The organism is Streptomyces sp. NPDC056628 (genome assembly GCF_042792555.1).
In the GTDB taxonomy this organism is placed as follows: domain Bacteria; phylum Actinomycetota; class Actinomycetes; order Streptomycetales; family Streptomycetaceae; genus Streptomyces.
The window spans coordinates 62,989-86,518 of sequence record NZ_JBHTWG010000026.1; the positions used below are offsets into that span (position 1 = coordinate 62,989).

Consider the following 23,530-nt stretch of genomic DNA (forward strand, 5'->3'; position numbering starts at 1 on the left):
CGGTCTCAGAACCTCGGCGCGTTACGGGACCGCTGCACCCGCGTGGTGCGGCGGTCCTTCGCGTTCCAGCACGCCTTGTGCCAGTGCCGGCGGTCGTCGACGCCCGCGTGGTCCGGCCAGGCGACGACGTGCGGGACGCCGTCCGGGATCATCTGGTCGCAGCCCGGGCAGCGGTACGACTTGCCCTGCGCGCTCGATCCCGCGACGTGCCGTACGTTCCAGTCCTCGCCCTGCCAGGTCTCCGAGGACTGCCAGCCGCCGTAGCGGCCGGAGCGGTCCTCCCCGGCACCGCGGCCGGACGAACCGGCGCCCTTGGATCGGTTGCGACGCGGGGACACGGAACACCTCTCGGAGCTATACAGGACGGGGAGCCGTCTCCAGCCTACGCGGCGCGGACGGGGGTACCCGTACGGAACCAACCCCCACAAGTCCCCCACGCGGACCCGTGATTCTGCAGACAATCCGCAAATCCCCCCGCCAGGCCGTGTCCTCGGCACGTGTCAGACGGTTATGCCCGCTGGGGGAGCTCCGCGTCGGAGCCAAGGAAGCAGGAAGACAGCGATGCGCGTAGGTAGTTTCGTGTTGGCGGCCCGGTTCCCGGGCCAGGGCGACGGGGAGGCGCTGCACCGGGCGGTCCGCTCCGCGGAGGTCGCCGAGGAGGCGGGCCTCGACTCGGTCTGGCTGGCCGAACACCACTTCGTGCCGTACGGCACCTGTCCGTCCGCGGTCACCCTGGCCGCCCTGCTGCTCGGCCGCACCCGCCGGCTGCGCGTGGGCACCGCGGTCAGCGTGCTGCCGACCGCGCACCCGGTGGCCCTGGGCGAGCAGGCCGCCCTGCTGCACATCACCTCCGGCGGGCGGTTCTCGCTGGGCGTGGGGCGCGGCGGGCCCTGGGTCGACCTGGAGGTGTTCGGCTCGGGTCTGGGCGCCTACGAGGAGGGCTTCCCGGAATCACTCGACCTGCTGCTGCGCTGGCTGCGCGAACCGGCGGTCGGGGCCTCGGGCGAGCGGTTCGGCTTCCGCGAGGTGCCGGTCGTGCCCCGCCCCTCGGAGTGCCTGACCGAGACGGACGGCCCCGAGGTGGTCGTCGCCTGCACCTCGCCGCGCAGTGTGCGCCTCGCGGCCGAGCGCGGTCTGCCGATGCTGCTCGGCATGCACGTGGGCGACGAGGAGAAGGCCGAGATGGTCGCCCTGTGGCGGGAGCACGCGCGCGCCGCCGGGCGCCCGGAGGACGAGATCCGCGCGGCCGCCCATGTCTCCGCCGGGGTCTGCCAGATCGCCGACCGGCGCACGGACGCCGTCGAGACGCTCACGAAGGCGATGCCCGGGTGGCTCCGGCAGGGTCTGGAGGCCCATGTGACGGTGGACGGCCGCGCGCGGGCCATGCGCGACCCGCTCGCCTACACCGAACTGCTGTGTGGGCTGCACCCGGTGGGCACCCCGCGCCTCGCCGCCGACCGGCTCGCGGCGACCAGTGAGCGGACCGGGATCTCCCGTTTCGCCCTGCTGGTCGAGGGCTCGGGCGACTTGGCGGCCACCGAGGAGAACGTACGGCGGCTGGGCGCCGAAGTCCTCCCGCAGCTCGGCTGAATCGCGCGCGGGGAGGTCCCCCGCCGGTGGGCTTGCCGCCCCGGTACTGATGCACCTCCCACGTACGGAGCGGCAAGCAGGCGGCTCGCGTCAGCAGTCCCTGAACTCCGGGGACTGGTTGAGCACCTGACTGCGGACCGAGGTGAAGCGGGCCAGCGTCTGGTCGACCGAGGAGTCGACCGGGAACACCGCGACCCGGTGGCAGTTCTGGAAGGCCAGCCGCACCCCGAAGTGCCGCTGCAGGGCGCCGCGAATCGCGTCGCTCGCAAGGGCACGCAGCAACTGTCCCCGTGCCTGCTCGTCCGGCGGGGGCGTCTGGTTGTCGGCGAACTGACCGCCGTCGACCTTCAGCTGAGCCACCAGGGAGCTGATCATCTCCCATGCATAGGGCAGGGAGGTCCGGACGCAGTCGACGAATTCGGCTTCGTCGACCTCGCCTCGCTCGGCCTTCTCGAGTAGGGCCGGTGAGACGTCGAGCGACATGGGTTCTCCTCTCGCACCCCCGCCCGCGGCAGGGGTTGCCGGACAGATGAGGGAGTCCGCGCGACCGGACACGCTGTGTACACACCCCGCGACCTCCCGTTTAATACGGTAGGCAACAGACCGTGACGGCACCAGCAGAATGCGTACATGAGCCAGTCTCTTGAGGCTCACAATCGGCCAGAAACGAACAGGGGCAGTCCGGGGTCTTCCGGACTCCCCCAGGGCGGATCGCGTCGACCCAGGCCCGTCGAGTAGCGTTGCGGACCATGCGTCTCGTCATTGCCCGATGCTCCGTCGACTACGCGGGCCGGCTCACCGCCCACCTGCCCCCGGCGCCCCGTCTGATCCTGGTCAAGGCGGACGGCAGCGTCTCGATCCACGCGGACGACCGGGCCTACAAACCCCTGAACTGGATGTCGCCGCCCTGCACGCTGAAGGAGGGCGACGGCGAGCAGAAGGACGTCTGGACGGTCATCAACAAAGCGGGCGAGAAGCTGATCATCACGATGGAGGAGATCCTCCACGACTCCTCGCACGAACTGGGCGTGGACCCCGGTCTGATCAAAGACGGCGTGGAAGCGCACCTCCAGGAACTGCTCGCGGACCGCATCGAGACGCTCGGCGAGGGCTACACACTGATCCGGCGCGAGTACATGACGGCCATCGGCCCGGTGGACATCCTGTGCCGGGACGCCGAGGGTCGCACGGTCGCGGTCGAGATCAAGCGGCGCGGCGAGATCGACGGCGTGGAGCAGTTGACGCGCTATCTGGAGCTGCTGAACCGCGATCCCCATCTCGCCCCGGTGCGCGGCATCTTCGCCGCCCAGGAGATCAAGCCGCAGGCCCGGGTCCTCGCGACGGACCGCGGGATCGGCTGCCAGGTGCTGGACTACGACGCGCTGCGCGGCATCGAGGACGACAAACTGCGGCTGTTCTGACGCACCGCACGACAGCACAGGGCCGGCTCCGCTCGACGGAACCGGCCCTTTTGTGCTGATCGGACCGTCAGATGACGGTGTCGGTGCCGGTCGGCCCGGTGCCACCGGACTGCGACGCGCTCGCGGGACCGCTCGCGGGCGCGCTGGACGCCGGTCCGCTCGCCGAGTCCGAGGACTGCGGCTCGGACGGAGGCGGCTCACTGGTGGGCGGCTCGGACGTCGGGGGCTCGCTGGTGGGCGGCTCCGAGGTGGGCGGCCTGGTGGACGTCGGGGGCTTGGTCGTCGGCGGCTTCGTCGACGACGGCGGCCTGGTGGTCGACGGCGGCTTCGTCGTCCCGTCCGAGGAGCCACCGCCCGGCTTGTGGGTGCCGCTCGGGTCGTCCGACGGCTTCGCCGAGGTGGTGGGTGTCGGGTCGTCCGAGGTGCCGAGTGTGCCGTCGGGACCGGGGTCCGTCGGCCGGCTGGTCGCCGACCCGGTGTCGCCGGAGTCCTTGCCGTCGGCGCCCGCCGCCTCGTCCGCGCCGAGACTGTCGTCGCCGGCACCCTGGCTCGCGGACGGGTTGACGCCGACCCGCGTGGACGGGCTCCCGGGGTCGCCGTCGGAGGTCGCGCCGAGTGTCACGACCGTGCCGAGCACGGCCACCAGGACCGCGCCCGCGCCGGCCGCGACGAGGTTGCGCCGGGCGAAGCCGCGGATACTGCCCCGGCCCTTGTGGGTGGGCACCGGGGAGGCGGGCGCGGACGCCTGGTGGGTGACGAGCGTCGAGGTGTCGAGGACCGGCGGGAAGGGGGCGGGCACTCCCCCGGGCGGCGACTGGGACTCCTCGTACCGGGCGTCCGGGACCTCCTCGCCGGCCGTCGCGGTGAGGGAGACGAGTCCCGGCGCGGTGCCGCTGCGGTCGGCGACCAGGGCGAGCGCGCGGCGGCCCGCGACCGTGCCGCGCTTGTCGGCGAGGGCGCCGCGCAGGCCGATCGCGGTCTCCAGCTCGGTGCGGGCCCGGTCCAGCCGGCCGTCGCACAGCGCGAGGACGCCCAACTCGTGGTGGAAGTAGGCCTGTTCGGTGACGTCACCGGCCGCCCGGGCCGCCTCGGCGCCCGCGCGCAGCGCGCGCTCCCAGGCGCTCCAGTGCAGACCGGCCGCGAACGCGGGCGCCGCCGCGCGGGCCAGCTCGACGGCGGGGTCGGTCGCGTCCTCCTCGGTGCCGGAGGAGTCGGCGGCCGGGGCCGGGGAGGCCACGAGCACGCCCAGTGCGGCGAGCACGGCGTCCGCCTCGGCGCTGACGCGCTCCGGGGTGACCGAGGGGTGGCCGGCCCACCAGGTGTAGTGCCGGGCGGCGCTGAGGGCGGTCTCCTCGACGTCGTCGGCGTAGCCGGCGGCCTCCAGCTGGATCTGCACCCCGGCGGCGAGCCGGTAGCGGGTGCCGATCGGCGAGACGAGCCCGCAGCCGGTCAGTTCGCCCAGGGCGGCGTCCGCGTGCGTGTCGCCGACCAGGGCGGGCAGATGGGCCTGGTGCGGCATCTCGCCGCCCAGCGCGACGGCGAACCGCAGGGCGGCCCGGGCGGAGGGGCTGAGCCGTGAGGCGAGCAGCCGGGCCGGCGCGGCGGCCTCCCCCAGGGACGGCAGCGGCACCTCCTCGCGGTCGCGGACGCTCTCGGTGTCGACGGCGTCGGCGGGCGGGGCGTCCTCGAAGACGCCGTACTCGTCGACCGCCTCGGCCTCGGCCCGCAGCCGGTCGCGCTGCCGCAGCAGCGCCCCCGCCTGGACGAACCGCAGCGGCAGGCCCTCCGACTCGAACCAGAGGTCACCCGCCCAGTTCCGCTCGTCCTCGGTGAGGTCCCGGCCGACCACGTGCTCCAGCAGCTCCATGCCGGCGGCGCGGTCCAGGCCGCCGAGCGCGACCTCCTCGACGTCGGACTCGGCGGACGGGGCGGGCACGTCGGGCGTGGCGCCGATCAGGAAGGCGCACTCGGGGGTCGCGTCGAGGAGCTGGTCGAGGGCGGTGCCGCCGAACTCGATGTCGTCGAGGACGACGACCGCTCCGATGTCCCGTACGCACGCGAGCAGTTCGTCCTGTTCCGGACGGTGCAGCGGGGCGTCGTGAACGGCGCGGAAGAGGTCGTGCAGGAGATCGTCCGGGGTGCGGCGGAAGCCGGTGAGCCGGACCACCCCGTCGGGCGCGAGGTCCGCGCAGTCGTCGGCGACGAGGTCGAGGAGGCTGGTGCGGCCGGCGCCTCGGGGGCCGACCAGGCGTACGGAGCGGCCGCGCGCGAGCAGCCGGACCAGTTGCTCGCGTTCGTCCTGGCGGGCCAGCAGGGGCGGGGCGGGGCGCGTCGGCCCGGGCGGCACGGGCGGCCGCGCGGCCCGGTCGGCCTCGGCGCGGTCGGCCGCGGAGAGTTTCTCGGGACGGGACGGCCGCTCGGCGGGCGGGCAGGGTTCTATCTCGCTGCCGTCGACCGGGTTGACGGTGAGCAGGAGGTCGCCCGAGACCAGTTGCACGGTGCGGGCGAGCGTCGGCGCGTGCTGTCCGAAGTCGGATGTCAGGGGATCCCTGGGCGGCCGCGGACGCGACGACTCGTCGTCGGCGTCATGGCCGTACCCCTCGGGTCCCCGGGTGTTCGGGTCCATAGGTTCCAAGCCCCCCAAAAGCGTCGTGTGCGTATGCCAAGCCCCTCCCGGCCTTGCTGCACACCGCGCTGTCGCTTCTGGTCCGGGCCCGCTCGAAGGGAAACGTCTAGCCAGCGGGCAGCCGAACCCTAAACCTTCGCACAGTATCTACGACAGCCCGGGGTCCCGCGCCGTCCGAGACATCACAGTCTCGTGAGGATTGTGCGCGGTGTGCGCTTCGCAGACGGAACGCCCGACTGTCCCGCCCCACCCGTGCCGGGGGGTCACACGCGGGGCAGGGACTCCACCCCGATGCCGCCCTCGATCGCCAGGATCCGGTGCAGCCGGGTGGCCACCAGCAGGCGCTGCATCTGCAGCGGCACGCCGCGCAGCACCAGGCGCCGGCCGCAGCGGCCGGCCCGCCGGTGGGCCCCCATGATCACCCCGAGTCCGGTGGCGTCCCAGGAGTCCAGCTCGGACAGGTCGAGCACCAGATCGCCGACTCCGTCGTCGACGGCCGAGTGCAGGACCGTACGGGCGTCCGCCGCGCTGCGGACGTCGAGGCGGCCCCCGACGACCAGCTCGGCGTGGTCGCCCCTGATGTGCATAGCGCTCCCCTAAGCGTGCGTTCGTGCTCCGCGGTGTGTGGTCTGCGTACGTGCGTGGATCTGTCTTTGCTACGAGTCTTCGCGATGGCCGGTGATGCAACCTCTGACTGTGTTCAGCGGCCAGAGGTTGCCGTCTGTAGGCGAACCGATACCGAATTCACCCCATCGCGTGACTCGTACGGGGGCTGTGCGGTGGTGTACGAGACCTCAGTAGCTGTAAAAGCCTTGCCCGCTCTTGCGGCCGATGTCACCCGCGTCCACCATCCGGCGCATCAGCTCCGGCGGCGCGAACTTCTCGTCCTGGGACTCGGTGTAGATGTTGCTGGTGGCGTGCAGCAGGATGTCGACGCCGGTGAGGTCGGCCGTGGCGAGGGGGCCCATGGCGTGGCCGAAGCCCAGCTTGCAGGCCAGGTCGATGTCCTCGGCGGTGGCGACGCCCGACTCGTACAGCTTGGCCGCCTCGACGACGAGCGCCGAGATCAGCCGGGTGGTGACGAAGCCGGCGACGTCCCGGTTGACGACGATGCAGGTCTTGCCGACGGACTCGGCGAACTCACGGGCGGAGGCGAGGGTTTCGTCGCTGGTCTTGTAGCCGCGCACCAGCTCGACGAGCTGCATCATCGGCACCGGCGAGAAGAAGTGCACGCCGACGACCCGCTCGGGGTGCTCGGTGGCCGCCGCGATCTTGGTGATCGGGATGGCGGAGGTGTTGGAGGCGAGCACCGCGTCCGGGCGGACGATCTTGTCCAGCGCGCGGAAGATCTCGTGCTTGACCTCGAGCTTCTCGAAGACCGCCTCGACGACGACGTCCGCGTCGGCGGCGGCGTCCAGGTCGGTGGTCGCGGTGATCCGGGCCAGGGCGGCGTCGGCGTCGTGCGCCTCCATCCTGCCCTTGCTCACGAACTTGCCGTACGAGGCCTTGATGCCGTCCGTGCCGCGCTTGAGCGCCTCGTCCGTGACGTCTCGCAGGACGACGTCCCAGCCCGCCTGCGCGGAGACCTGGGCGATCCCGGAACCCATCAAGCCGGCGCCGATGACGGCAAGCTTCCGTGCCACTGTTGCGACTCCCCTTAGAAACGCCTAACACCCTGTTGAGGTTGCTCTTCGGCGGACCTTAGCGGCAGTGAGGCAGTGTGTGACCGGTTAGTAACGCGAGTCACGTCTCATCTGACGGACATCACACCGGCACGGCTCATTGCGCGCTCCGCACGGCGTAGTTGAGCACCTTCTCGCTCAACAGCTCCTCGACGTCGTCGAGAAGCGCCAGCGTCTCACGGGACACTTCGCCCGGTTTGCGCCCCTTGACCATCTCCCGGCCGACGGCCTCGAAGACGGTCTGGCGGATCCATGCGAGCTGACCGGCGATCAGCCCCGGCAGCGGGTCGCCGGCGGCGGCGCCGGTCTCCTCGCGCAGGGTCGCCTCCAGGTCGTCGTGGACCTCCTGCTGGAGGCTCCAGAGCCGGGAGCGCAGCGGCGGTGCCTCCTGGATGCAGCGCATGAAGCGGTCGTAGCCCTCCATGAGCCCGACGCGGGGCGAGACCGCCTCGACCTCGGCGCGCAGCTCGCGCAGCACGGCGCGGGCGGCCGACTCCCCCTCCGGCCGCGCCCGCACCCAGCGGGACAGCTGGTCGACGACCCCGGAGGAGCGGTCGAAGAACAGGTCCTCCTTGGCCGGGAAGTAGTTGTAGACGGTGTTCACGGAGACGTCCGCGGCCTCCGCCACCTCCGCGACGGTCACGGTCACGAAGCCGTGCTCCAGGAACAGCCCGGTGGCGATGTCCGAGATCCGCTGCCGCGTCTCGCGCTTCTTGCGCTCCCTGAGCCCTTCCGTCATGCCCCCATCCTAACTTCGATGGACTCTCTTGAATTTTGGTGACATTGCAAAATTTCAGTGACTCTGTTTTTCTGTGCGCATGCCTGTCATCAGTGCGGCCGGACTGGCCCGTACCTTCCAGACCAAGCGCGGCCCCGTGGAGGCCGTGCGCTCCGTCGACCTGACCGTCCAGGAGGGCGAGATCCTCGGCTTCCTCGGCCCGAACGGCGCCGGCAAGACGACGACCCTGCGGATGCTGACGACCCTGCTGGCGCCCACCGGCGGCGCGGCCACCGTGGCGGGCCACGACCTCGCGACCGACCCCGCCGGGGTGCGCCGCGCGAGTGGCTACGTGGCCCAGTCGGGCGGGGTGGACCCGCAGATCACCGTGCGGGAGGAGCTGGTGACCCAGGGCCGGCTGTACCGCCTGCCGAAGGCGCGGGCCGTCGAACGCGCCGCGGAACTGGCCCACGACCTCGGCCTGACCGGGCTGCTCGACCGCAAGGCCGGCGCCCTCTCCGGGGGCCAGCGCAGGCGCCTGGACATCGCGATGGCGCTCACCCACCGCCCGAAGGTGCTCTTCCTCGACGAGCCGACGACCGGCCTCGACCCCGGCAGCCGTGCCGACCTGTGGGACCTGGTGCGGCGCCTGCGCGACGAGCAGGGCACCACCGTCTTCCTCACCACCCACTACCTGGACGAGGCCGACGCCCTCGCCGACCGCCTGGTGATCGTCGACGGCGGCACCGTCGTCGCGGAGGGCACGCCGAGTGCGCTGAAGCTGCGCCACGGCGGCTCGATCGACGCGACCCTCCAGGACACCTTCCTCGCCGTCACCGGCCGCGGCCCGGCCGCGGCCGACGCAGCCCCCGTCGCCGTATAGGACCCCTCATGCTGATCCAGGACACGGCCCTCATCTACGGCCGCTACCTCCGCCAGTCCCTGCGCTCCCGGTTCGCGCTGCTCTTCGGCGTGCTCATGCCGCTGCTGTATCTGCTGTTCTTCGGCCCGCTGCTCACGGACCTCCCGCTCGGCGCGAAGGGGTCCTCCTGGCAGGTGCTGGTGCCGGGACTGCTGCTGCAACTCGGCCTGTTCGGGGCGTCCTTCGCCGGCTTCGCGGTCATCATCGAACAGAGCCAGGGCGTCGTCGACCGGATGCGGGTGACGCCCGTCAGCCGGCTCGCCCTGCTGCTCGGCCGGGTGCTGCGGGAGGCCACGGTGTTCGTCTTCCAGGCGGTACTGCTGGTGCTGGCGGCGCTCGTGATGGGGCTGCGGGCCCCGCTGCCCGGCGTGCTGATCGGGTTCGCCTTCGTGGGCCTGCTGACGGTGTCGCTGGCCTCCCTGTCGTACGCCCTCGCTCTGAAGGTCCGCACCCCGCAGGAGTTCGGCCCGGCGGTCAACGCCCTGACGATGCCGATGATGCTGCTGTCCGGACTGATGCTGCCGATGACGCTCGGGCCCCGCTGGCTGGACGTCCTGTCCCACTTCGTCCCCTTCCGCTATCTGGTGGACGCGGTACGGGACGCCTACGTCGGCGCGTACGCCACGCAGCACATGCTGTACGGCGCGGTGGTGGCCGTCCTGTTCGCCGCGCTCGCCGTGACAGTGGGCACACGCGTGGTCCGCGGTGCCGGAGCGTAACTAGGCTGGTCACATGGTCAATCTGACGCGCATCTACACCAGGACCGGCGACCAGGGCACCACCGCCCTCGGCGACATGAGCCGGGTCGCCAAGACCGATCTGCGGATCTCGGCGTACGCCGACGCCAACGAGGCGAACGCCGTCCTCGGCACCGCCATCGCCCTCGGCGGGCTGGACGAGGAGGTCGTCGAGGTCCTCACCCGTGTGCAGAACGACCTGTTCGACGTCGGCGCCGACCTGTCGACGCCGGTGGTGGAGAACCCCGCGTACCCGCCGCTGCGGGTGGAGCAGTTCTACATCGACCGGCTGGAGGCGGAGTGCGACCGCTTCAACGAGCGGCTGGAGAAACTGCGGTCCTTCATCCTGCCGGGCGGCACCCCCGGCGCGGCCCTGCTGCACCAGGCGTGCACGGTCGTCCGGCGCGCGGAGCGCTCGACCTGGGCCGCGCTGGACGTCCACGGCGCGACGATGAACCCGCTCACCGCGACCTACCTCAACCGTCTCTCCGACCTCCTGTTCATCCTCGCCAGGACGGCGAACAAGGAGGTCGGGGACGTGCTGTGGGTGCCGGGCGGGGAGCGCTGACCGGGCCGCGCGGTCACCCCACGGGCTCCCGTTCCGGTTCGCGGTCGGACTCCTTCTCGGGCCTCTTCGGCCACAGCAGGTAGGTCAGGGCGATCAGCCCGTGGATGCCGGCGGCCCGCAACGCCACGGCCTGGAAGGACCGCAGGGACGAGGTGTCGCCGTCCCCGACGTACCGGATCGCGGCCTGGAGCAGGGCCAGCGCGACCGCCGCCCCGAGGAGCGTCCGCAGCCACAGGGCACCCTCGTGGCGGGCCCGCGCCATGCCGTACCGCGGCGGGCGCGGGGGGCGGGGCGCCCCGGCCAGGCGGTGCGCGGCATGGCCGTCCAGCCAGCGGATCGTGTAGTGGCCGTAGGCCACCGTGTAGCCGATGTAGAGCGCCGCCAGGCCGTGCTCCCAGCCGGGCTCGGCGCCGTTCTTCAGGTCGACCGCCGTGGCGGCGAACAGGACCAGCTCCAGCACCGGCTCGCACAGCAGCAGGACCACACTGGTCCTGCGCCACTTCAGCAGGTACCGCACGGCCAGCCCCAGGGCCAGCAGCACCCAGAAGCCGACCTCGCAGGCGACGATGAGGGCGACGATCACAACGGGCTCCCTTCGCTCACCCTTCCAGGCTCCCGCCGGACGCGGCCGCTTCCGTCGTCAGCGGTGACGAAACCGCCGTACATCGAAAGATGCAGTCCGGGACCCGCCTGCGGCATCACGCGTCCGCCGGGGGCAGCGTGTTGGATGGACGCATGACCCTCCCCCGCCCGCACCGCTTCGACGTGTACGTCGCCGTCGCCGGGCTGCTCGGGGGTCTGCTGCTGGTGGGCATCGGCCTGGGCACACGGACCCCCGAGGACCCCGTCACGCTCTTCGACGGGCCCTGGCCGGTCCTGGTGCCGCTCACCGTGATGGCCGGCTGCGAGCTGCTGCGCCGGGCCGCCCCCCGTACGGCCCTGCTGATCGGCACACCCGCGATCTGCGCGGACGTCGTGACCCAGGGCAACCTGGCCACCGTCCTGATGTTCACCGACATCGTCTACGCGGCCGTGGTGTACGGCCCGCTCGCCTCGGCCCGGCGCATCCAGTGGATCACCGGTCTGCTCACGGTGGCCGGGACGCTCGTCCCGTACGCGGCCTGGCGGGTGCCGGAGGCGCTGCTCATCGGGGTGGTCATCGGGGTCGTGGCGTACGGCCCCGCCGCCACCGGCTGGATCGTGCGCAACCACCGCGACGCCGCCGAGGCGGCCCGGCTGCGCGCCGAGCAGACGGCGCTGCTGGCCGAGATGGACCGCGCCCAGGCCGTGTCGTCGGAGCGCGCCCGCATGGCCCGCGAGCTGCACGACCTGGTGGCCAACCACCTCTCCGCCATCGCCATCCACTCCACCGCCGCGCTCTCCCTCGACGACCCGGCGACGTCCCGGGACGCCCTGTCCGTGATCCGGGAGAACAGCGTGGCGGGGCTCGCCGAGATGCGCCGGCTCATCGGCATCCTGCGCGACGCGGGCGACGACGCGGCACCGGCGGCCGCGCCGACGCTGGACAGCCTCGACGCCCTGACCGGCAGCGCCCGCGCCAACGGCCTGGACGTCCACCTCGACGCCGACCCGGGGACGGTCCCCGCCCCGGTCGAGCTGGCCGCCTACCGGATCGTCCAGGAGTCGCTGACCAACGCCCTCAAGCACGCGGCGCCCGGCCGGGTCGCGGTCACGCTCGCCCGCCGGGACGGCTGTCTGGCCGTCACCGTGACCAGCCCGTTCGGCGGCCGAGCGGGGCCGCGCGCGCCCGGCTCGGGCGCCGGTCTGGTCGGCATGCGGGAGCGGGTCGCACTGCTCGGCGGCACGTTCGAGGCGGGCCCCACCCGTGACCCGCGTTCCGCGGACGGCACGCTCTGGGCCGTACGCGCCCTGCTTCCGCTGACCGAAGGAGACTCCGCATGATCCGTGTCCTGGTCGCCGACGACCAGTCCGCGGTCCGCGCCGGCCTCGTCCTCATCCTGCGCAGCGCGCCCGACATCGAGGTCGTCGGCGAGGCTGCGGACGGCGAGCAGGCGGTTTCTCTGGCCCGGGAGCTGCGCCCCGACCTGATACTGATGGACATTCAGATGCCGCGTCTGGACGGGGTGTCGGCCACCCGGCGGGTGGTCGCCGAACGGCTCGCCGACGTGCTGGTGCTGACCACCTTCGACCTGGACGAGTACGTCTTCGGGGCGCTGCGCGCGGGGGCGTCCGGGTTCCTGCTGAAGAACACCGAGGCGAAGGACCTGATCGACGCGGTGCGCACGCTGGCGCGGGGCGAGGGGCTGATCGCACCGGCGGTCACCCGGCGCCTGATCGCCGAGTTCGCGGCGAAGCCGGTGCGGGAGACGGCGGCCGATCCGTCCGTGCTGGACGCGCTCACCCGGCGCGAGCGCGAGGTGCTGTCCTGTCTCGGCGAGGGACTGTCCAACGCCGAGATCGCGGCCCGGCTGGACATGGCCGAGGCGACGGCGAAGACGCACGTCAGCCGTCTGCTGGGGAAGCTGGAACTACGCAGCCGGGTCCAAGCGGCCGTGCTGGCGCAGGAGTTGGGTATCTAGACCGCGGGCGGGGGACGCTCATCCGGCGTGAAACGTCAAGTGGTCCAGACCTATTGACCTGTGGTCCAGACCTTTCTATTCTCACCGCACCATGAGTGGGCGTGAGGCTCAGTCACGCCCCAGGACTCCCCCAAGGAGGCGCGACATGCGCTTCAGACACAGAGCCGCGGCAGGATTCGCGACGCTGTTGCTCCCGCTGGCCGGTCTGGTCGGCCTCGCGAGCCCCGCCGAGGCCGCGGCATCCGCCACCGCCACCTACTCCAAGCCCCAGGACTGGGGCACCGGATTCGAGGGCAAGTGGACGGTGAAGAACACCGGCACCACGACCCTCAGCTCGTGGACCGTCGAGTGGGACTACCCCTCCGGCACCTCGGTCACCTCCGCCTGGGACGCCGACGTCACCTCCTCCGGCACCCACTGGACCGCCAAGAACAAGTCCTGGAACGGCAGCCTCGCCCCCGGCGCCTCCGTCAGCTTCGGCTTCAACGGCACCGGCTCCGGCTCTCCCTCCAACTGTAAGCTCAACGGCGGCAGTTGCGACGGCGGCACCACCAACCCCGGTGACAATCCGCCCAGCGCCCCCGGCACCCCCACCGCCTCGGACATCACCAACACCTCGGTGAAGCTGTCCTGGAGCGCGGCCACCGACGACAAGGGCGTCAAGAACTACGACGTCCTGCGCGACGGCGCCAAGGTCGCCACCGTGACGGCCACCTCGTACACGGACACCGGCCTGAGCGCCGGCACCGACTACGCGTACACCGTCCGCGCCCGCGACACCGCCGACCAGGTCGGCCCTGCCGGCGGCGCCCGCGCGGTGCGCACCACCGGCGGCGGCACCACCGAGCCGCCGACCGGCGACAAGGTCAAGCTCGGCTACTTCACCGAGTGGGGCGTCTACGGCCGCAACTACCACGTCAAGAACCTGGTGACGTCGGGCACGGCCTCGAAGATCACCCACATCAACTACGCGTTCGGCAACGTCAAGAACGGTCAGTGCACCGTCGACGACACCTACGCCGCCTACGACAAGGCGTACACCGCCGACCAGTCCGTCAGCGGCCAGGCCGACACCTGGGACCAGCCGCTGCGCGGCAACTTCAACCAGCTGCGCCAGCTGAAGGCGAAGTACCCGCACATCAAGGTGCTGTACTCCTTCGGCGGCTGGACCTACTCCGGCGGCTTCGGCCAGGCGGCGCAGAACGCGGCCGCGTTCGCCAAGTCCTGCAAGGCCGTCGTGGAGGACCCGCGCTGGGCCGACGTCTTCGACGGCATCGACATCGACTGGGAGTACCCGAACGCCTGCGGTCTGACCTGCGACTCGTCCGGCCCCGCGGCCTTCAGGACGCTGATGCAGGCCCTGCGCGCCGAGTTCGGCTCCACCTACCTGGTCACCGCGGCCATCACCGCCGACGGGTCCAACGGCGGCAAGATCGACGCGGCCGACTACGGCGGCGCCTCGCAGTACCTCGACTGGTACAACGTGATGACGTACGACTACTTCGGCGCCTTCAACGCGCAGGGCCCGACGGCCCCGCACTCGCCGCTGACGTCGTACGCCGGCATCCCGCAGGCCGGCTTCAACTCGGCCGACGCGATCGCCAAGCTCAAGTCGAAGGGCGTGCCGTCCAAGAAGCTGCTGCTCGGCATCGGCTTCTACGGCCGCGGCTGGACCGGGGTCACCCAGGCCGCCCCCGGCGGCTCGGCGACCGGCGCGGCCCCCGGCACCTACGAGGCGGGCATCGAGGACTACAAGGTCCTGAAGAACTCCTGCCCGGCCACCGGCACCATCGCCGGCACCGCCTACGCCTACTGCGGAAACAACTGGTGGTCGTACGACACCCCGTCGACCATCGCCGGGAAGATGAGCTGGGCCAAGAATCAGGGCCTCGGCGGCGCCTTCTTCTGGGAGTTCAGCGGTGACACCGGCAACGGCGAACTGGTGAGTGCCATCAACAGCGGTCTGCAGTAACCCGTACGGCAGCACCCCGCCACGGACAGGTCACGCGCCTGTCCGTGGCTCTTTTTCGTTCCCCGCACGGGAACACTGCGTATCTTCAGCCGGCGAGTGGAATCCGTAATCCGGGGGGCGGCGATCAAGCGCAGACTCAGCGGGCCGACCGGCCGGCGCGAGCAGGGCAGCAGAAACGCGCCGATACCCCAGCAGCCGCCGGTGTGTCCGACGGCGTGATCGGCGCGTGGTCCAGGGGGGGCCGGGCCTCAGGCGACGTTGACGCGCTGGCCGGGCGGGGCCGCCTCCAGCCACGCCAGGAACCCGGTCAGCGCGTCCTCGCTCATGGCCAGTTCGAGCCGGGTGCCCCGGTGCAGGCACGTGAGGATGAAGGCGTCGGAGAGGAGCGCCAGCTCCTCCTCGCCGTCGGGGACGCGGCGGCCGACCACCTCGATGGCGGAGCGCTCCAGGACGCGGCGCGGACGGTAGGCGTAGGAGAAGACGCGGTACCACTCGATGCGGTCGCCGTTGTAGCGGGCGACGCCGTAGCTCCAGCCCTTGCCGTTCGTGTCCGGTTTCTCCGGCACGTCCCAGCGCAGGGAACAGTCGAAGGTGCCGCCCGAGCGCTGGATGAGTCTGCGGCGCAGGCCGAAGACGAACAACCCCAGCACCACAAGGGCGACGACGGTTCCGCACACAGTCAGAGCGAGGACCATCGGCACCGACCTCCTCGTCTCCTAGGTAACGGAACGTAAAAAACATCCATATCTGCCTCAGCCGCGACCGGCACCGGATCGCTCCGGTCCCAGCCGCGGCTGAGTGACGTCAATCGCGAGCGCTCCCCCAGAGCCTAAAGGGCCCGGGGGGCGACCCGTGGGGTCAGCGCGCCGTCGCCGCCCGCAGGCGGACCTCCGCGCGGCGCCCGGCGGAGGCGTCGTCGTCCGACTTCGCGCGCTCGAGCGCCCGCTCCGCGCGCTGGACGTCGATCTCCTCCGACAGTTCGGCGATCTCCGCCAGCAGCGACAGCTTGTCGTCCGCGAACGAGATGAAACCGCCGTGCACCGCGGCGATGACGGTCCCACCATCACTCGTACGGATGGTCACCGGGCCCGACTCCAGCACACCGAGCAGCGGCTGGTGACCGGGCATGACGCCGATGTCGCCGGACGTGGTGCGCGCGACGACCAGGGTGGCCTGGCCCGACCAGACCTCACGGTCGGCGGCGACCAGCGCGACGTGCAGCTCAGCAGCCAAGATGGCTCCTCGGGTCACCACCCGGCGGTTCTGCCGGGTGTTGGTTACAAGTCTAATAGGCATGAATGAGGGGGCGGGACGTGCCCCGCCCCCTCATCACGAGCTCAATGGCTCACGAAGACCGATGCGTCAGGAGACGCCCAGCTCCTTCGCGTTCTTCTTGAGGTCCTCGAGACCACCGCACATGAAGAACGCCTGCTCCGGGAAGTGGTCGAACTCACCGTCGCAGATCGCGTTGAACGCGGTGATCGTCTCCTCCAGGGGCACGTCCGAGCCGTCCACACCGGTGAACTGCTTGGCGACGTGCGTGTTCTGGGACAGGAAGCGCTCGACGCGGCGGGCACGCTGGACGACCAGCTTGTCCTCCTCGCTGAGCTCGTCGATACCGAGGATCGCGATGATGTCCTGGAGGTCCTTGTACTTCTGGAGGATCCCCTTGACCCGCATGGCGGTGTTGTAGTGGTCCTGCGCGATGTAGCGCGGGTCCAGGATCCGGGACGTGGAGTCCAGCGGGTCCACGGCCGGGTAGATGCCCTTCTCGGAGATCGGACGGGACAGAACCGTCGTCGCGTCGAGGTGGGCGAACGTGGTGGCCGGGGCCGGGTCGGTCAGGTCGTCCGCGGGGACGTAGATCGCCTGCATCGAGGTGATCGAGTGACCACGGGTCGAGGTGATGCGCTCCTGGAGGAGACCCATCTCGTCGGCCAGGTTCGGCTGGTAGCCCACCGCGGAGGGCATACGGCCGAGCAGGGTCGACACCTCGGAACCGGCCTGCGTGAAGCGGAAGATGTTGTCGATGAAGAACAGCACGTCCTGCTTCTGCACATCGCGGAAGTACTCCGCCATGGTCAGACCGGCGAGGGCCACGCGCAGACGGGTGCCCGGGGGCTCGTCCATCTGGCCGAAGACCAGCGCGGTCTTGTCGATGACGCCCGACTCGCTCATCTCGCCGATGAGGTCGTTGCCCTCACGGGTGCGCTCACCGACACCGGCGAACACCGACACACCGTCGTGGTTGTTGGCGACGCGGTAGATCATCTCCTGGATGAGCACCGTCTTGCCGACGCCGGCACCGCCGAACAGGCCGATCTTTCCACCCTTGACGTACGGGGTGAGAAGGTCGATGACCTTGACGCCGGTCTCGAACATCTCGGTCTTCGACTCGAGATCGGCGAAGTTCGGGGCCTTGCGGTGGATGGACCAGCGCTCGCCGTCGTACTTCTCGTCGGTGTTCAGCACCTCACCGAGAGTGTTGAACACCTTGCCCTTGGTGAACTCGCCCACCGGGACGGTGATGCCGTCGCCGGTGTCGGTGACCGGGGCCTGGCGGACCAGACCGTCGGTGGGCTGCATGGAGATGGTGCGGACCAGGCCGTCACCCAGGTGCTGGGCGACCTCCAGGGTCAGGATCTTCTTCTCGCCGGCGTTGGCCGGGTCGGCCACCTCGACGTGAAGGGCGTTGTAGATCTCCGGCATCGCGTCGACGGGGAACTCCACGTCGACGACCGGGCCGATGACCCGGGCGACGCGGCCCGTAGCCGTCGCGGTCTCAACAGTGGTGGTCATTATCGGTCACTCCCCGCGGTCGCGTCGGCCAAGGCGCTGGCGCCACCGACGATCTCGCTGATTTCCTGGGTGATTTCGGCCTGGCGGGCCGCGTTGGCAAGACGGGAGAGCGTGTTGATCAGCTCGCCCGCGTTGTCGGTGGCCGACTTCATCGCGCGCCGCGTGGCGGCGTGCTTGGAAGCGGCCGACTGGAGCAGCGCGTTGTAGATCCGGCTCTCGACGTACCGCGGCAGCAGGGCGTCGAGGACGTCCTCCGCCGAGGGCTCGAAGTCGAACAGCGGAAGGATCTCGCCCTGGGACGGAGCCTCCTGCGCGACCTCGTCGAGGCGCAGCGGCAGCAGCTGGGCGCCCAGCGCCTGCTGCGTCATCATCGAGACGAACTCGGTGTAGACGATGTGGAGTTCGTCCACGCCGCCCTCGGCCGTGTCCTTCTCGATGGCCTCGATCAGCGGGGCCGCGACCTTCTTGGCGTCCGCGTACGTGGGCTCGTCCGTGAAGCCGCTCCACGACTCCGCGATCTTGCGCTCGCGGAAGTTGTAGTGCGCCACACCGCGCCGGCCCACGATGTACGACTCGACCTGCTTGCCCTCGCGCTCGAGGCGCTGGGTGAGCTCCTCCGCGGCCTTGATGGCGTTGGAGTTGAAGGCGCCGGCGAGACCGCGGTCGCTCGTGAGGAGCAGCACCGCGGACCGCGTGACCGTCTCGGCCTGCGTGGTCAGCGGGTGCCTGGTGTTCGAACCGGTGCCGACCGCCGTGACCGCGCGGGTGAGCTCGGTCGCGTACGGCGTGGAGGCCGCCACCTTGCGCTGCGCCTTGACGACGCGCGAGGCGGCGATCATCTCCATCGCCTTCGTGATCTTCTTGGTCGCGGTGACGGATCGGATGCGACGCTTGTAGACCCGGAGCTGAGCTCCCATGAGTCAGGTCCCTTCCTTACGTCACTTGGCGGCAGCGGCCGGAGCGTCCTCGCCGAGCAGCCTGCCGTCCGAGGTCTCGAACTGCTTCTTGAACTCCGCGATGGCGTCGGCGAGCGCCGTGAGGGTGTCGTCCGACATCTTGCCGCCCTCCTTGATGGAGGTCATGAGGCCCTGGTGCTTGCGGTGCAGGTACTCGAGGAGTTCCTTCTCGAAGCGCCGGACGTCGGCGACCGGGACGTCGTCCATCTTGCCGGTGGTGCCGGCCCACACGGAGACGACCTGGTCCTCGGTGGGCATGGGCTCGTACTGGGCCTGCTTCAGCAGCTCGACCATGCGCTGGCCGCGCTCCAGCTGCGCCTTCGACGCGGCGTCCAGGTCGGAACCGAAGGCGGCGAACGCCTCCAGCTCACGGAACTGGGCGAGGTCCACGCGCAGACGGCCGGAGACCTGCTTCATCGCCTTGTGCTGCGCGGAACCACCGACTCGGGAGACGGAGATACCGACGTTCAGCGCGGGGCGCTGACCGGCGTTGAACAGGTCCGACTCCAGGAAGCACTGGCCGTCGGTGATGGAGATGACGTTGGTCGGGATGAACGCCGAGACGTCGTTGGCCTTGGTCTCGACGATCGGCAGACCGGTCATCGAGCCGGCACCCAAGTCGTCGGAGAGCTTGGCACAGCGCTCCAGCAGACGGGAGTGCAGGTAGAAGACGTCACCCGGGTAGGCCTCACGGCCCGGCGGGCGGCGCAGCAGCAGGGACACGGCGCGGTAGGCGTCGGCCTGCTTCGAGAGGTCGTCGAAGACGATGAGGACGTGCTTGCCCTCGTACATCCACTGCTGGCCGATGGCCGAACCGGTGTACGGCGCCAGGTACTTGAAGCCGGCCGGGTCGGACGCCGGGGCGGCGACGATGGTCGTGTACTCCAGCGCGCCGTTCTCCTCCAGCGCGCGGCGGACCGACGCGATGGTCGAGCCCTTCTGGCCGATGGCGACGTAGATGCAGCGGACCTGCTTGTTCACGTCGCCCGAGCGCCAGTTGTCGCGCTGGTTGATGATCGTGTCGACGGCCAGGGCGGTCTTGCCGGTCTGACGGTCACCGATGATCAGCTGACGCTGGCCACGGCCGATCGGGGTCATCGCGTCGACGGCCTTGTAGCCGGTCTCCATCGGCTCGTGCACCGACTTGCGCTGCATGACCGTGGGGGCCTGCAGCTCGAGGGCACGACGACCGCTGGTCTCGATCTCGCCGAGGCCGTCGATCGGGTTGCCGAGCGGGTCGACGACACGGCCGAGGTAGCCCTCGCCGACGGCCACGGAGAGCACCTCACCGGTGCGGTGCACCGGCTGACCCTCCTCGATGCCGCTGAACTCACCGAGGACGATGGCGCCGATCTCGCGCTCTTCCAGGTTGAGCGCGAGGCCGAGGGTGCCGTCCTCGAACTTCAGCAGTTCGTTGGCCATGGCCGAGGGCAGGCCCTCGACCTTCGCGATGCCGTCGCCGGCAACGGTGACCGTACCGACCTCCTCGCGCGAGGCCGCGTCCGGCTTGTACGACTGGACAAAGTTCTCCAGCGCGTCCCGGATCTCCTCCGGCCGGATCGTGAGCTCCGCCATCTGGGTTCCCTGCTCTCCTTGTTGGGCCCGAAGTTTCACTTTGGGGGGGTGGGGACTCCCCCCTGAACGAGGTGAATCCTCTGTACGACCCAACTGGGCCGTCGTAAGTTCGTACTGCGTATTGAGTTGCTGCTAGCCCGCCAGGCGGCGGGCGGCGTCCTCGATGCGGTCCGCGATCGCGCCGTTGATGATCTCGTCGCCGACCCGCACCCGGATCCCACCGACGACCGCGGGGTCCACGTCGAGATTGAGGTGCATCGGACGGCCGTAGACCTTGGCGAGGGCGGCGCCCAGGCGCTGCTTCTGCCGTTCGCTCAGCGGCACCGCCGAGGTGACGACGGCGACCATGCGCTCCCGGCGGTCGGCGGCGAGCTTGGACAGGGACTCCAGTCCCGACTCCAGGCTACGTCCACGCGGCGCGGTCACGAGGCGCGTCACCAGACGCACGGTGGTCGCCTTGGCCCGGCCGCCGAGAAGGCTGCGCAGCAGCTCGCTCTTGGCCTCGGCGGTGGCGGCGCGGTCGGTGAGCGCGGCACGCAGCTCCGTGTTGGAGGAGACGATCCGGCTGAACCGGAACAGCTCGTCCTCGACGTCGTCGAGCGTGCCCGCCCTCTCGGCGGCCGTGAGGTCGGCGATGTTCGCCAGCTCCTCGAGCGCGTCCACCAGGTCGCGGGACTGCGACCAGCGCGAGCGCACCATGCCGGCCAGCAGGTCGGCGGTCTCGCCGCTGACCTGGTTGCCGAGCAGAAGCCGGGCCAGGTCGGCCTTGGCCTCGCCGGGCTGCGCCGGGTCGGTGAGGACCCGACGCAGCGACACCTCGCGGTCGAGCAGCGCGGTGACGGCGGCCAGCTCGTCGGCGAGCCGTGCGGCGTCGACGGACGTGTTGTCCGTCAGCGCGTCGAGTCGCTCACGTGCGGCTGCCAGGGCCTCGCGGCTCGCTCCGTTCATCGTCCGGCCTCGGCCTTCTCCTCGAGCTCGCCGAGGAAGCGGTCGATGACGCGGCTCTGCCGGGCGTGGTCCTCGAGGGACTCGCCGACGAGCTTGCCGGCCAGTTCGGTGGCGAGCTTGCCGACGTCACGGCGCAGCGCGGACGCGGCGGCCTTGCGGTCGGCCTCGATCTGGGCGTGACCGGCGGCGACGATCTCCTCGCGCTGCCGCTGGCCTTCCGCGCGCATCTCGGCGATGAGCGTGGCGCCCTGCTCCTGCGCCTCCTGGCGCAGACGCGCGGCCTCGTGCCGGGCCTCGGCGAGCTGGGCCTTGTACTGCTCCAGGACGCTGTGGGCCTCGGTCTGGGCGGCCTCGGCCTTTTCGATACCGCCCTCGATGGCCTCGCGACGCTGCTCCAGAACCTTGTTGATGTTCGGGAGGAGCTTCCAGGCGAGGAAGCCGAAGACGATGACGAAGGCGAGCAGGCCGATGACAAGCTCGGGGATCGGCGGGACGAGGGGGTTTTCCATCTCCTCGGCCGCCACAATGAGCAGTTGGCTCATGTCAGTGCCTTTCGTCTGGTCGGCTGGTCGTGGATCGTCAGATCACTTGCCGTAGACGAACGGCATGACCAGACCGATCAGGGCGAGCGCCTCACAGAAGGCGAAGCCGAGGATCTGGTTGGCACGGATCAGGCCGGCAGCTTCGGGCTGGCGGGCGAGCGCCTGGGTGCCGTTACCGAAGATGATGCCGACGCCGACGCCGGGGCCGATGGCAGCGAGGCCGTAACCGATGGAGCCGAGCGAGCCGGAAACAGCGGCAAGGGTCTGGGACATGCCAGTTCTTCCTTTTCTTTACGGACCGGTGGGGGTTGGCCACCGGACGACTTGAGGTCGAGGGGAGGAGGGGCTCAGTGGTGCTCGGCGAGCGCGCCCTGGATGTAGGTGCACGTCAGGAGCACGAAGACGTACGCCTGCAGAGCCTGGATGAAGAGCTCGAAGGCCGTCATCACGATGGTCATGACGAACGAGACACCGGCGTAGGCGATCCCGATGCCGTTCAGCAGGTACCAGCTGGCGATCGTGAAGAGAAGCAGCAGGGTGTGGCCGGCGAACATGTTCGCGAAGAGTCGGACGGCGTGCGTGAACGGGCGCACCAGCAGGTTCGAGAAGAACTCGATGAGCATGGCGAGCGGAAGCACTGCACCGAGCGACTTGTCGTAGCCCGTGACGTTCTTGAAGAACCCGACGAATCCGTGACGCTTAAAGGTCAGGGAGACCCACAGGACGTAGACGATCAGCGCCAGCACGGCCGGGTAGGCGATGATCGCCGTCACCGGGAACTGGGCGACCGGGATGATCGACCAGAGGTTCATCATCCAGACGAAGAAGAACAGCGAGACGATCAGAGGAACGTACTTCTCGCCCTCCTTCTTGCCGATCGTCTCGTAGACGACACCGCGCCGGATGAAGTCGTACCCGGCCTCGGCGACCATCTGCAGCTTGCCCGGAACGACCTGGGGCTTGCGGAACGCGGCCCAGAAGAAGCCGACGATGACGATCGAGCCGAGCAGCGCGAGCAGCATCGTCTTGTTGAAGTAGACGTTGCTGTCCGCGTCGCCCCACAGAGGCTCGAACAGGAACGAGTGCAGGCCGGGAGCCGGGAAGCCACAGCCGTCGAAGATGTGGCAGTCGGTCTCGAAGGCGAGCACCTGCGTCGGGTCAGCACTCACCGCGGGCTCCTTCAGCGTGACGCATAGGTACGGCAACCTCGTTGTGTCGGCGCGGCGCGAGGCCGCGGGTCGGCACGGGACTGGTGTTACGGATATGGGGGCGGCTGGGGGGCATCTCGCCTCGCGATTGAGCAGGCGTCAGCTCAGATGCCCGCGCCCGCGATGCCGCAGTTGGCACCGGACGATAGCAGGACTTCTCGAGCGCCTTTATCCCGCCCCTACCCCTCACGACGAATGCCCCGTCTTTTCGGACCTGCCGCCCTGGGAGGAGGCGTCCGAACCGGGTTCCACGTAGAGGATTTTGGCCTTCATGTGGGCCCGGGTCTGCGCGGCGATCCACACGAGTGTGGTCGCGAGCAGGGTGATCGCGAAGGCCCGCGGGTTGAACAGCGTCGTGTTCTTGAACGCGGCCATGAAGATGAAGAGCAGCAGGATCTGCGCGGCGTAGAGCATCAGCCCCATGGCCTGGAACAGGTGCGGAAGCGACTTGGCAGTGCGCTGCAGGATGTAGAGGCCGATCCCCATGAAGAGGATCACAACCAGCGTCGCGACGACGGCCCCGATCGCGCCCTTGCCACCGGCGACCACACCGCTGACGACGGCGGCTACGGCGCCGGCGCCGGCTGTGGGCACAGCGGCCTGGAGCAGGGTGCGGGCGTCATTGGACGGCATGGCGGCAACTCCGCTTTCACGGTGGGGGCAGGGTGTCGTCATGGACGAGCGTAGTCCCGGGTGGAGAGAGAA

General features: G+C 70.4%; 25 protein-coding genes. 8 read left to right on the forward strand and 17 right to left on the reverse strand.

Annotated features, from left to right (window positions below; translation table 11 throughout):
- Positions 1 to 5 precede the first annotated feature (5 nt).
- On the reverse strand, positions 6 to 338 hold the full coding sequence (locus tag ACFRAC_RS26295; RefSeq protein ID WP_382930200.1) for an ATP/GTP-binding protein: 333 nt from the start codon (positions 336 to 338) through the stop codon (positions 6 to 8).
- Positions 339 to 561: 223 nt separating this feature from the next.
- Here ACFRAC_RS26295 and ACFRAC_RS26300 point away from each other — a divergent pair, with 223 nt between their 5' ends.
- Positions 562 to 1,590, forward strand: coding sequence for an LLM class flavin-dependent oxidoreductase (locus tag ACFRAC_RS26300; RefSeq protein WP_382930208.1), 1,029 nt, complete (start codon positions 562 to 564; stop codon positions 1,588 to 1,590).
- Between the two features lie 90 nt (positions 1,591 to 1,680).
- On the opposite strand, the gene ACFRAC_RS26305 is transcribed toward ACFRAC_RS26300, so the two are convergent.
- Positions 1,681 to 2,073, reverse strand: a complete 393-nt coding sequence (locus ACFRAC_RS26305) for an SCO5389 family protein (protein WP_361351120.1) — start codon at positions 2,071 to 2,073, stop codon at positions 1,681 to 1,683.
- Between the two features lie 266 nt (positions 2,074 to 2,339).
- Here ACFRAC_RS26305 and nucS point away from each other — a divergent pair, with 266 nt between their 5' ends.
- On the forward strand, positions 2,340 to 3,011 hold the full coding sequence (gene nucS, locus ACFRAC_RS26310) for an endonuclease NucS (RefSeq protein ID WP_382930219.1): 672 nt from the start codon (positions 2,340 to 2,342) through the stop codon (positions 3,009 to 3,011).
- Positions 3,012 to 3,078: 67 nt separating this feature from the next.
- Here the strand turns inward: nucS and ACFRAC_RS26315 are convergent, their stop codons facing one another.
- From ACFRAC_RS26315 to ACFRAC_RS26330, 4 genes are all read right to left on the reverse strand, one after another.
- Positions 3,079 to 5,637 (reverse strand): ATP-binding protein, encoded by a 2,559-nt coding sequence (locus tag ACFRAC_RS26315; protein WP_382930225.1) that lies wholly within the window; start codon positions 5,635 to 5,637, stop codon positions 3,079 to 3,081.
- A gap of 263 nt (positions 5,638 to 5,900) precedes the next feature.
- A complete protein-coding gene (locus ACFRAC_RS26320; RefSeq protein ID WP_055625190.1) occupies positions 5,901 to 6,224 on the reverse strand; it encodes an STAS domain-containing protein in 324 nt (107 codons plus the stop codon).
- A gap of 207 nt (positions 6,225 to 6,431) precedes the next feature.
- A complete protein-coding gene (locus ACFRAC_RS26325) occupies positions 6,432 to 7,280 on the reverse strand; it encodes a 3-hydroxyacyl-CoA dehydrogenase family protein (RefSeq protein ID WP_382930242.1) in 849 nt (282 codons plus the stop codon).
- Between the two features lie 136 nt (positions 7,281 to 7,416).
- Entirely contained in the window at positions 7,417 to 8,058 is a 642-nt protein-coding gene (locus ACFRAC_RS26330; RefSeq protein ID WP_382930247.1) for a TetR/AcrR family transcriptional regulator, read from the reverse strand.
- Positions 8,059 to 8,137: 79 nt separating this feature from the next.
- Here ACFRAC_RS26330 and ACFRAC_RS26335 point away from each other — a divergent pair, with 79 nt between their 5' ends.
- From ACFRAC_RS26335 to ACFRAC_RS26345, 3 genes are read left to right on the forward strand one after another with little or no spacing between them, the layout of a single operon-like run.
- A complete protein-coding gene (locus ACFRAC_RS26335; protein WP_382930252.1) occupies positions 8,138 to 8,920 on the forward strand; it encodes an ABC transporter ATP-binding protein in 783 nt (260 codons plus the stop codon).
- 8 nt (positions 8,921 to 8,928) lie between these two features.
- Positions 8,929 to 9,678, forward strand: coding sequence for an ABC transporter permease (locus tag ACFRAC_RS26340; protein ID WP_382930258.1), 750 nt, complete (start codon positions 8,929 to 8,931; stop codon positions 9,676 to 9,678).
- A gap of 13 nt (positions 9,679 to 9,691) precedes the next feature.
- Positions 9,692 to 10,264 carry a cob(I)yrinic acid a,c-diamide adenosyltransferase gene (locus ACFRAC_RS26345; RefSeq protein WP_382930269.1) on the forward strand — a complete coding sequence of 191 codons (573 nt, stop codon included), beginning with the start codon at positions 9,692 to 9,694 and terminating at the stop codon, positions 10,262 to 10,264.
- A 13-nt stretch (positions 10,265 to 10,277) separates the two neighbouring features.
- Here the strand turns inward: ACFRAC_RS26345 and ACFRAC_RS26350 are convergent, their stop codons facing one another.
- Entirely contained in the window at positions 10,278 to 10,847 is a 570-nt protein-coding gene (locus ACFRAC_RS26350) for a hypothetical protein (protein WP_382930275.1), read from the reverse strand.
- Between the two features lie 152 nt (positions 10,848 to 10,999).
- On the opposite strand from ACFRAC_RS26350, the gene ACFRAC_RS26355 reads away from it, so the two are divergent.
- From ACFRAC_RS26355 to ACFRAC_RS26365, 3 genes are all read left to right on the forward strand, one after another.
- A complete protein-coding gene (locus tag ACFRAC_RS26355) occupies positions 11,000 to 12,187 on the forward strand; it encodes a sensor histidine kinase (protein WP_382930282.1) in 1,188 nt (395 codons plus the stop codon).
- Positions 12,184 to 12,825 (forward strand): response regulator, encoded by a 642-nt coding sequence (locus ACFRAC_RS26360; protein ID WP_382930292.1) that lies wholly within the window; start codon positions 12,184 to 12,186, stop codon positions 12,823 to 12,825. The genes ACFRAC_RS26355 and ACFRAC_RS26360 overlap by 4 nt, the downstream gene beginning before the upstream one ends.
- 145 nt (positions 12,826 to 12,970) lie before the next feature.
- Positions 12,971 to 14,797, forward strand: coding sequence for a glycosyl hydrolase family 18 protein (locus ACFRAC_RS26365; protein ID WP_382930297.1), 1,827 nt, complete (start codon positions 12,971 to 12,973; stop codon positions 14,795 to 14,797).
- Positions 14,798 to 15,045: 248 nt separating this feature from the next.
- On the opposite strand, the gene ACFRAC_RS26370 is transcribed toward ACFRAC_RS26365, so the two are convergent.
- The 10 genes from ACFRAC_RS26370 to ACFRAC_RS26415 form a co-directional block, all read right to left on the reverse strand.
- A complete protein-coding gene (locus ACFRAC_RS26370; RefSeq protein ID WP_382930303.1) occupies positions 15,046 to 15,492 on the reverse strand; it encodes a DUF2550 domain-containing protein in 447 nt (148 codons plus the stop codon).
- A 163-nt stretch (positions 15,493 to 15,655) separates the two neighbouring features.
- The gene (locus tag ACFRAC_RS26375; protein WP_382930310.1) at positions 15,656 to 16,030 is read right to left on the reverse strand and encodes a F0F1 ATP synthase subunit epsilon; all 375 of its coding nucleotides are present in this window, start codon (positions 16,028 to 16,030) and stop codon (positions 15,656 to 15,658) included.
- A 129-nt stretch (positions 16,031 to 16,159) separates the two neighbouring features.
- Complete coding sequence (atpD, locus tag ACFRAC_RS26380; RefSeq protein WP_382930317.1) at positions 16,160 to 17,596, reverse strand: F0F1 ATP synthase subunit beta; 1,437 nt, start codon at positions 17,594 to 17,596, stop codon at positions 16,160 to 16,162.
- A complete protein-coding gene (locus ACFRAC_RS26385; protein ID WP_382930324.1) occupies positions 17,596 to 18,513 on the reverse strand; it encodes a F0F1 ATP synthase subunit gamma in 918 nt (305 codons plus the stop codon). The genes atpD and ACFRAC_RS26385 overlap by 1 nt, the downstream gene beginning before the upstream one ends.
- A 21-nt stretch (positions 18,514 to 18,534) precedes the next feature.
- Positions 18,535 to 20,127: a F0F1 ATP synthase subunit alpha gene (gene atpA / locus ACFRAC_RS26390; protein WP_382930330.1), complete on the reverse strand. Its 1,593-nt coding sequence runs from the start codon at positions 20,125 to 20,127 to the stop codon at positions 18,535 to 18,537.
- 132 nt (positions 20,128 to 20,259) lie between these two features.
- Entirely contained in the window at positions 20,260 to 21,075 is an 816-nt protein-coding gene (locus ACFRAC_RS26395; protein WP_382930338.1) for a F0F1 ATP synthase subunit delta, read from the reverse strand.
- A complete protein-coding gene (locus tag ACFRAC_RS26400) occupies positions 21,072 to 21,617 on the reverse strand; it encodes a F0F1 ATP synthase subunit B (RefSeq protein WP_382930345.1) in 546 nt (181 codons plus the stop codon). The genes ACFRAC_RS26395 and ACFRAC_RS26400 overlap by 4 nt, the downstream gene beginning before the upstream one ends.
- A gap of 42 nt (positions 21,618 to 21,659) precedes the next feature.
- A complete protein-coding gene (gene atpE / locus ACFRAC_RS26405; RefSeq protein WP_024884520.1) occupies positions 21,660 to 21,890 on the reverse strand; it encodes an ATP synthase F0 subunit C in 231 nt (76 codons plus the stop codon).
- Positions 21,891 to 21,964: 74 nt separating this feature from the next.
- Positions 21,965 to 22,786, reverse strand: a complete 822-nt coding sequence (gene atpB / locus ACFRAC_RS26410) for a F0F1 ATP synthase subunit A (RefSeq protein WP_382930352.1) — start codon at positions 22,784 to 22,786, stop codon at positions 21,965 to 21,967.
- A gap of 225 nt (positions 22,787 to 23,011) precedes the next feature.
- Positions 23,012 to 23,458 carry a hypothetical protein gene (locus ACFRAC_RS26415; RefSeq protein ID WP_382930356.1) on the reverse strand — a complete coding sequence of 149 codons (447 nt, stop codon included), beginning with the start codon at positions 23,456 to 23,458 and terminating at the stop codon, positions 23,012 to 23,014.
- Between the last annotated feature and the right edge of the window lie 72 nt (positions 23,459 to 23,530).

Excerpts from the sequence above, each read along its gene's own strand:
- ACFRAC_RS26345 (WP_382930269.1), top strand. The coding sequence starts at position 9,692 with ATGGTCAATCTGACGCGCATCTACACCAGGACCGGCGACCAGGGCACC.
- ACFRAC_RS26395 (WP_382930338.1), bottom strand. The coding sequence starts at position 21,075 with ATGAACGGAGCGAGCCGCGAGGCCCTGGCAGCCGCACGTGAGCGACTC.
- ACFRAC_RS26385 (WP_382930324.1), bottom strand. The coding sequence starts at position 18,513 with ATGGGAGCTCAGCTCCGGGTCTACAAGCGTCGCATCCGATCCGTCACC.
- atpD (WP_382930317.1), bottom strand. The coding sequence starts at position 17,596 with ATGACCACCACTGTTGAGACCGCGACGGCTACGGGCCGCGTCGCCCGG.
- ACFRAC_RS26365 (WP_382930297.1), top strand. The coding sequence starts at position 12,971 with ATGCGCTTCAGACACAGAGCCGCGGCAGGATTCGCGACGCTGTTGCTC.
- ACFRAC_RS26355 (WP_382930282.1), top strand. The coding sequence starts at position 11,000 with ATGACCCTCCCCCGCCCGCACCGCTTCGACGTGTACGTCGCCGTCGCC.
- atpA (WP_382930330.1), bottom strand. The coding sequence starts at position 20,127 with ATGGCGGAGCTCACGATCCGGCCGGAGGAGATCCGGGACGCGCTGGAG.
- ACFRAC_RS26360 (WP_382930292.1), top strand. The coding sequence starts at position 12,184 with ATGATCCGTGTCCTGGTCGCCGACGACCAGTCCGCGGTCCGCGCCGGC.
- ACFRAC_RS26415 (WP_382930356.1), bottom strand. The coding sequence starts at position 23,458 with ATGCCGTCCAATGACGCCCGCACCCTGCTCCAGGCCGCTGTGCCCACA.
- atpE (WP_024884520.1), bottom strand. The coding sequence starts at position 21,890 with ATGTCCCAGACCCTTGCCGCTGTTTCCGGCTCGCTCGGCTCCATCGGT.
- ACFRAC_RS26315 (WP_382930225.1), bottom strand. The coding sequence starts at position 5,637 with ATGGACCCGAACACCCGGGGACCCGAGGGGTACGGCCATGACGCCGAC.
- nucS (WP_382930219.1), top strand. The coding sequence starts at position 2,340 with ATGCGTCTCGTCATTGCCCGATGCTCCGTCGACTACGCGGGCCGGCTC.
- ACFRAC_RS26330 (WP_382930247.1), bottom strand. The coding sequence starts at position 8,058 with ATGACGGAAGGGCTCAGGGAGCGCAAGAAGCGCGAGACGCGGCAGCGG.
- ACFRAC_RS26300 (WP_382930208.1), top strand. The coding sequence starts at position 562 with ATGCGCGTAGGTAGTTTCGTGTTGGCGGCCCGGTTCCCGGGCCAGGGC.
- ACFRAC_RS26370 (WP_382930303.1), bottom strand. The coding sequence starts at position 15,492 with ATGGTCCTCGCTCTGACTGTGTGCGGAACCGTCGTCGCCCTTGTGGTG.
- ACFRAC_RS26335 (WP_382930252.1), top strand. The coding sequence starts at position 8,138 with ATGCCTGTCATCAGTGCGGCCGGACTGGCCCGTACCTTCCAGACCAAG.
- ACFRAC_RS26340 (WP_382930258.1), top strand. The coding sequence starts at position 8,929 with ATGCTGATCCAGGACACGGCCCTCATCTACGGCCGCTACCTCCGCCAG.
- ACFRAC_RS26320 (WP_055625190.1), bottom strand. The coding sequence starts at position 6,224 with ATGCACATCAGGGGCGACCACGCCGAGCTGGTCGTCGGGGGCCGCCTC.
- ACFRAC_RS26400 (WP_382930345.1), bottom strand. The coding sequence starts at position 21,617 with ATGAGCCAACTGCTCATTGTGGCGGCCGAGGAGATGGAAAACCCCCTC.
- ACFRAC_RS26305 (WP_361351120.1), bottom strand. The coding sequence starts at position 2,073 with ATGTCGCTCGACGTCTCACCGGCCCTACTCGAGAAGGCCGAGCGAGGC.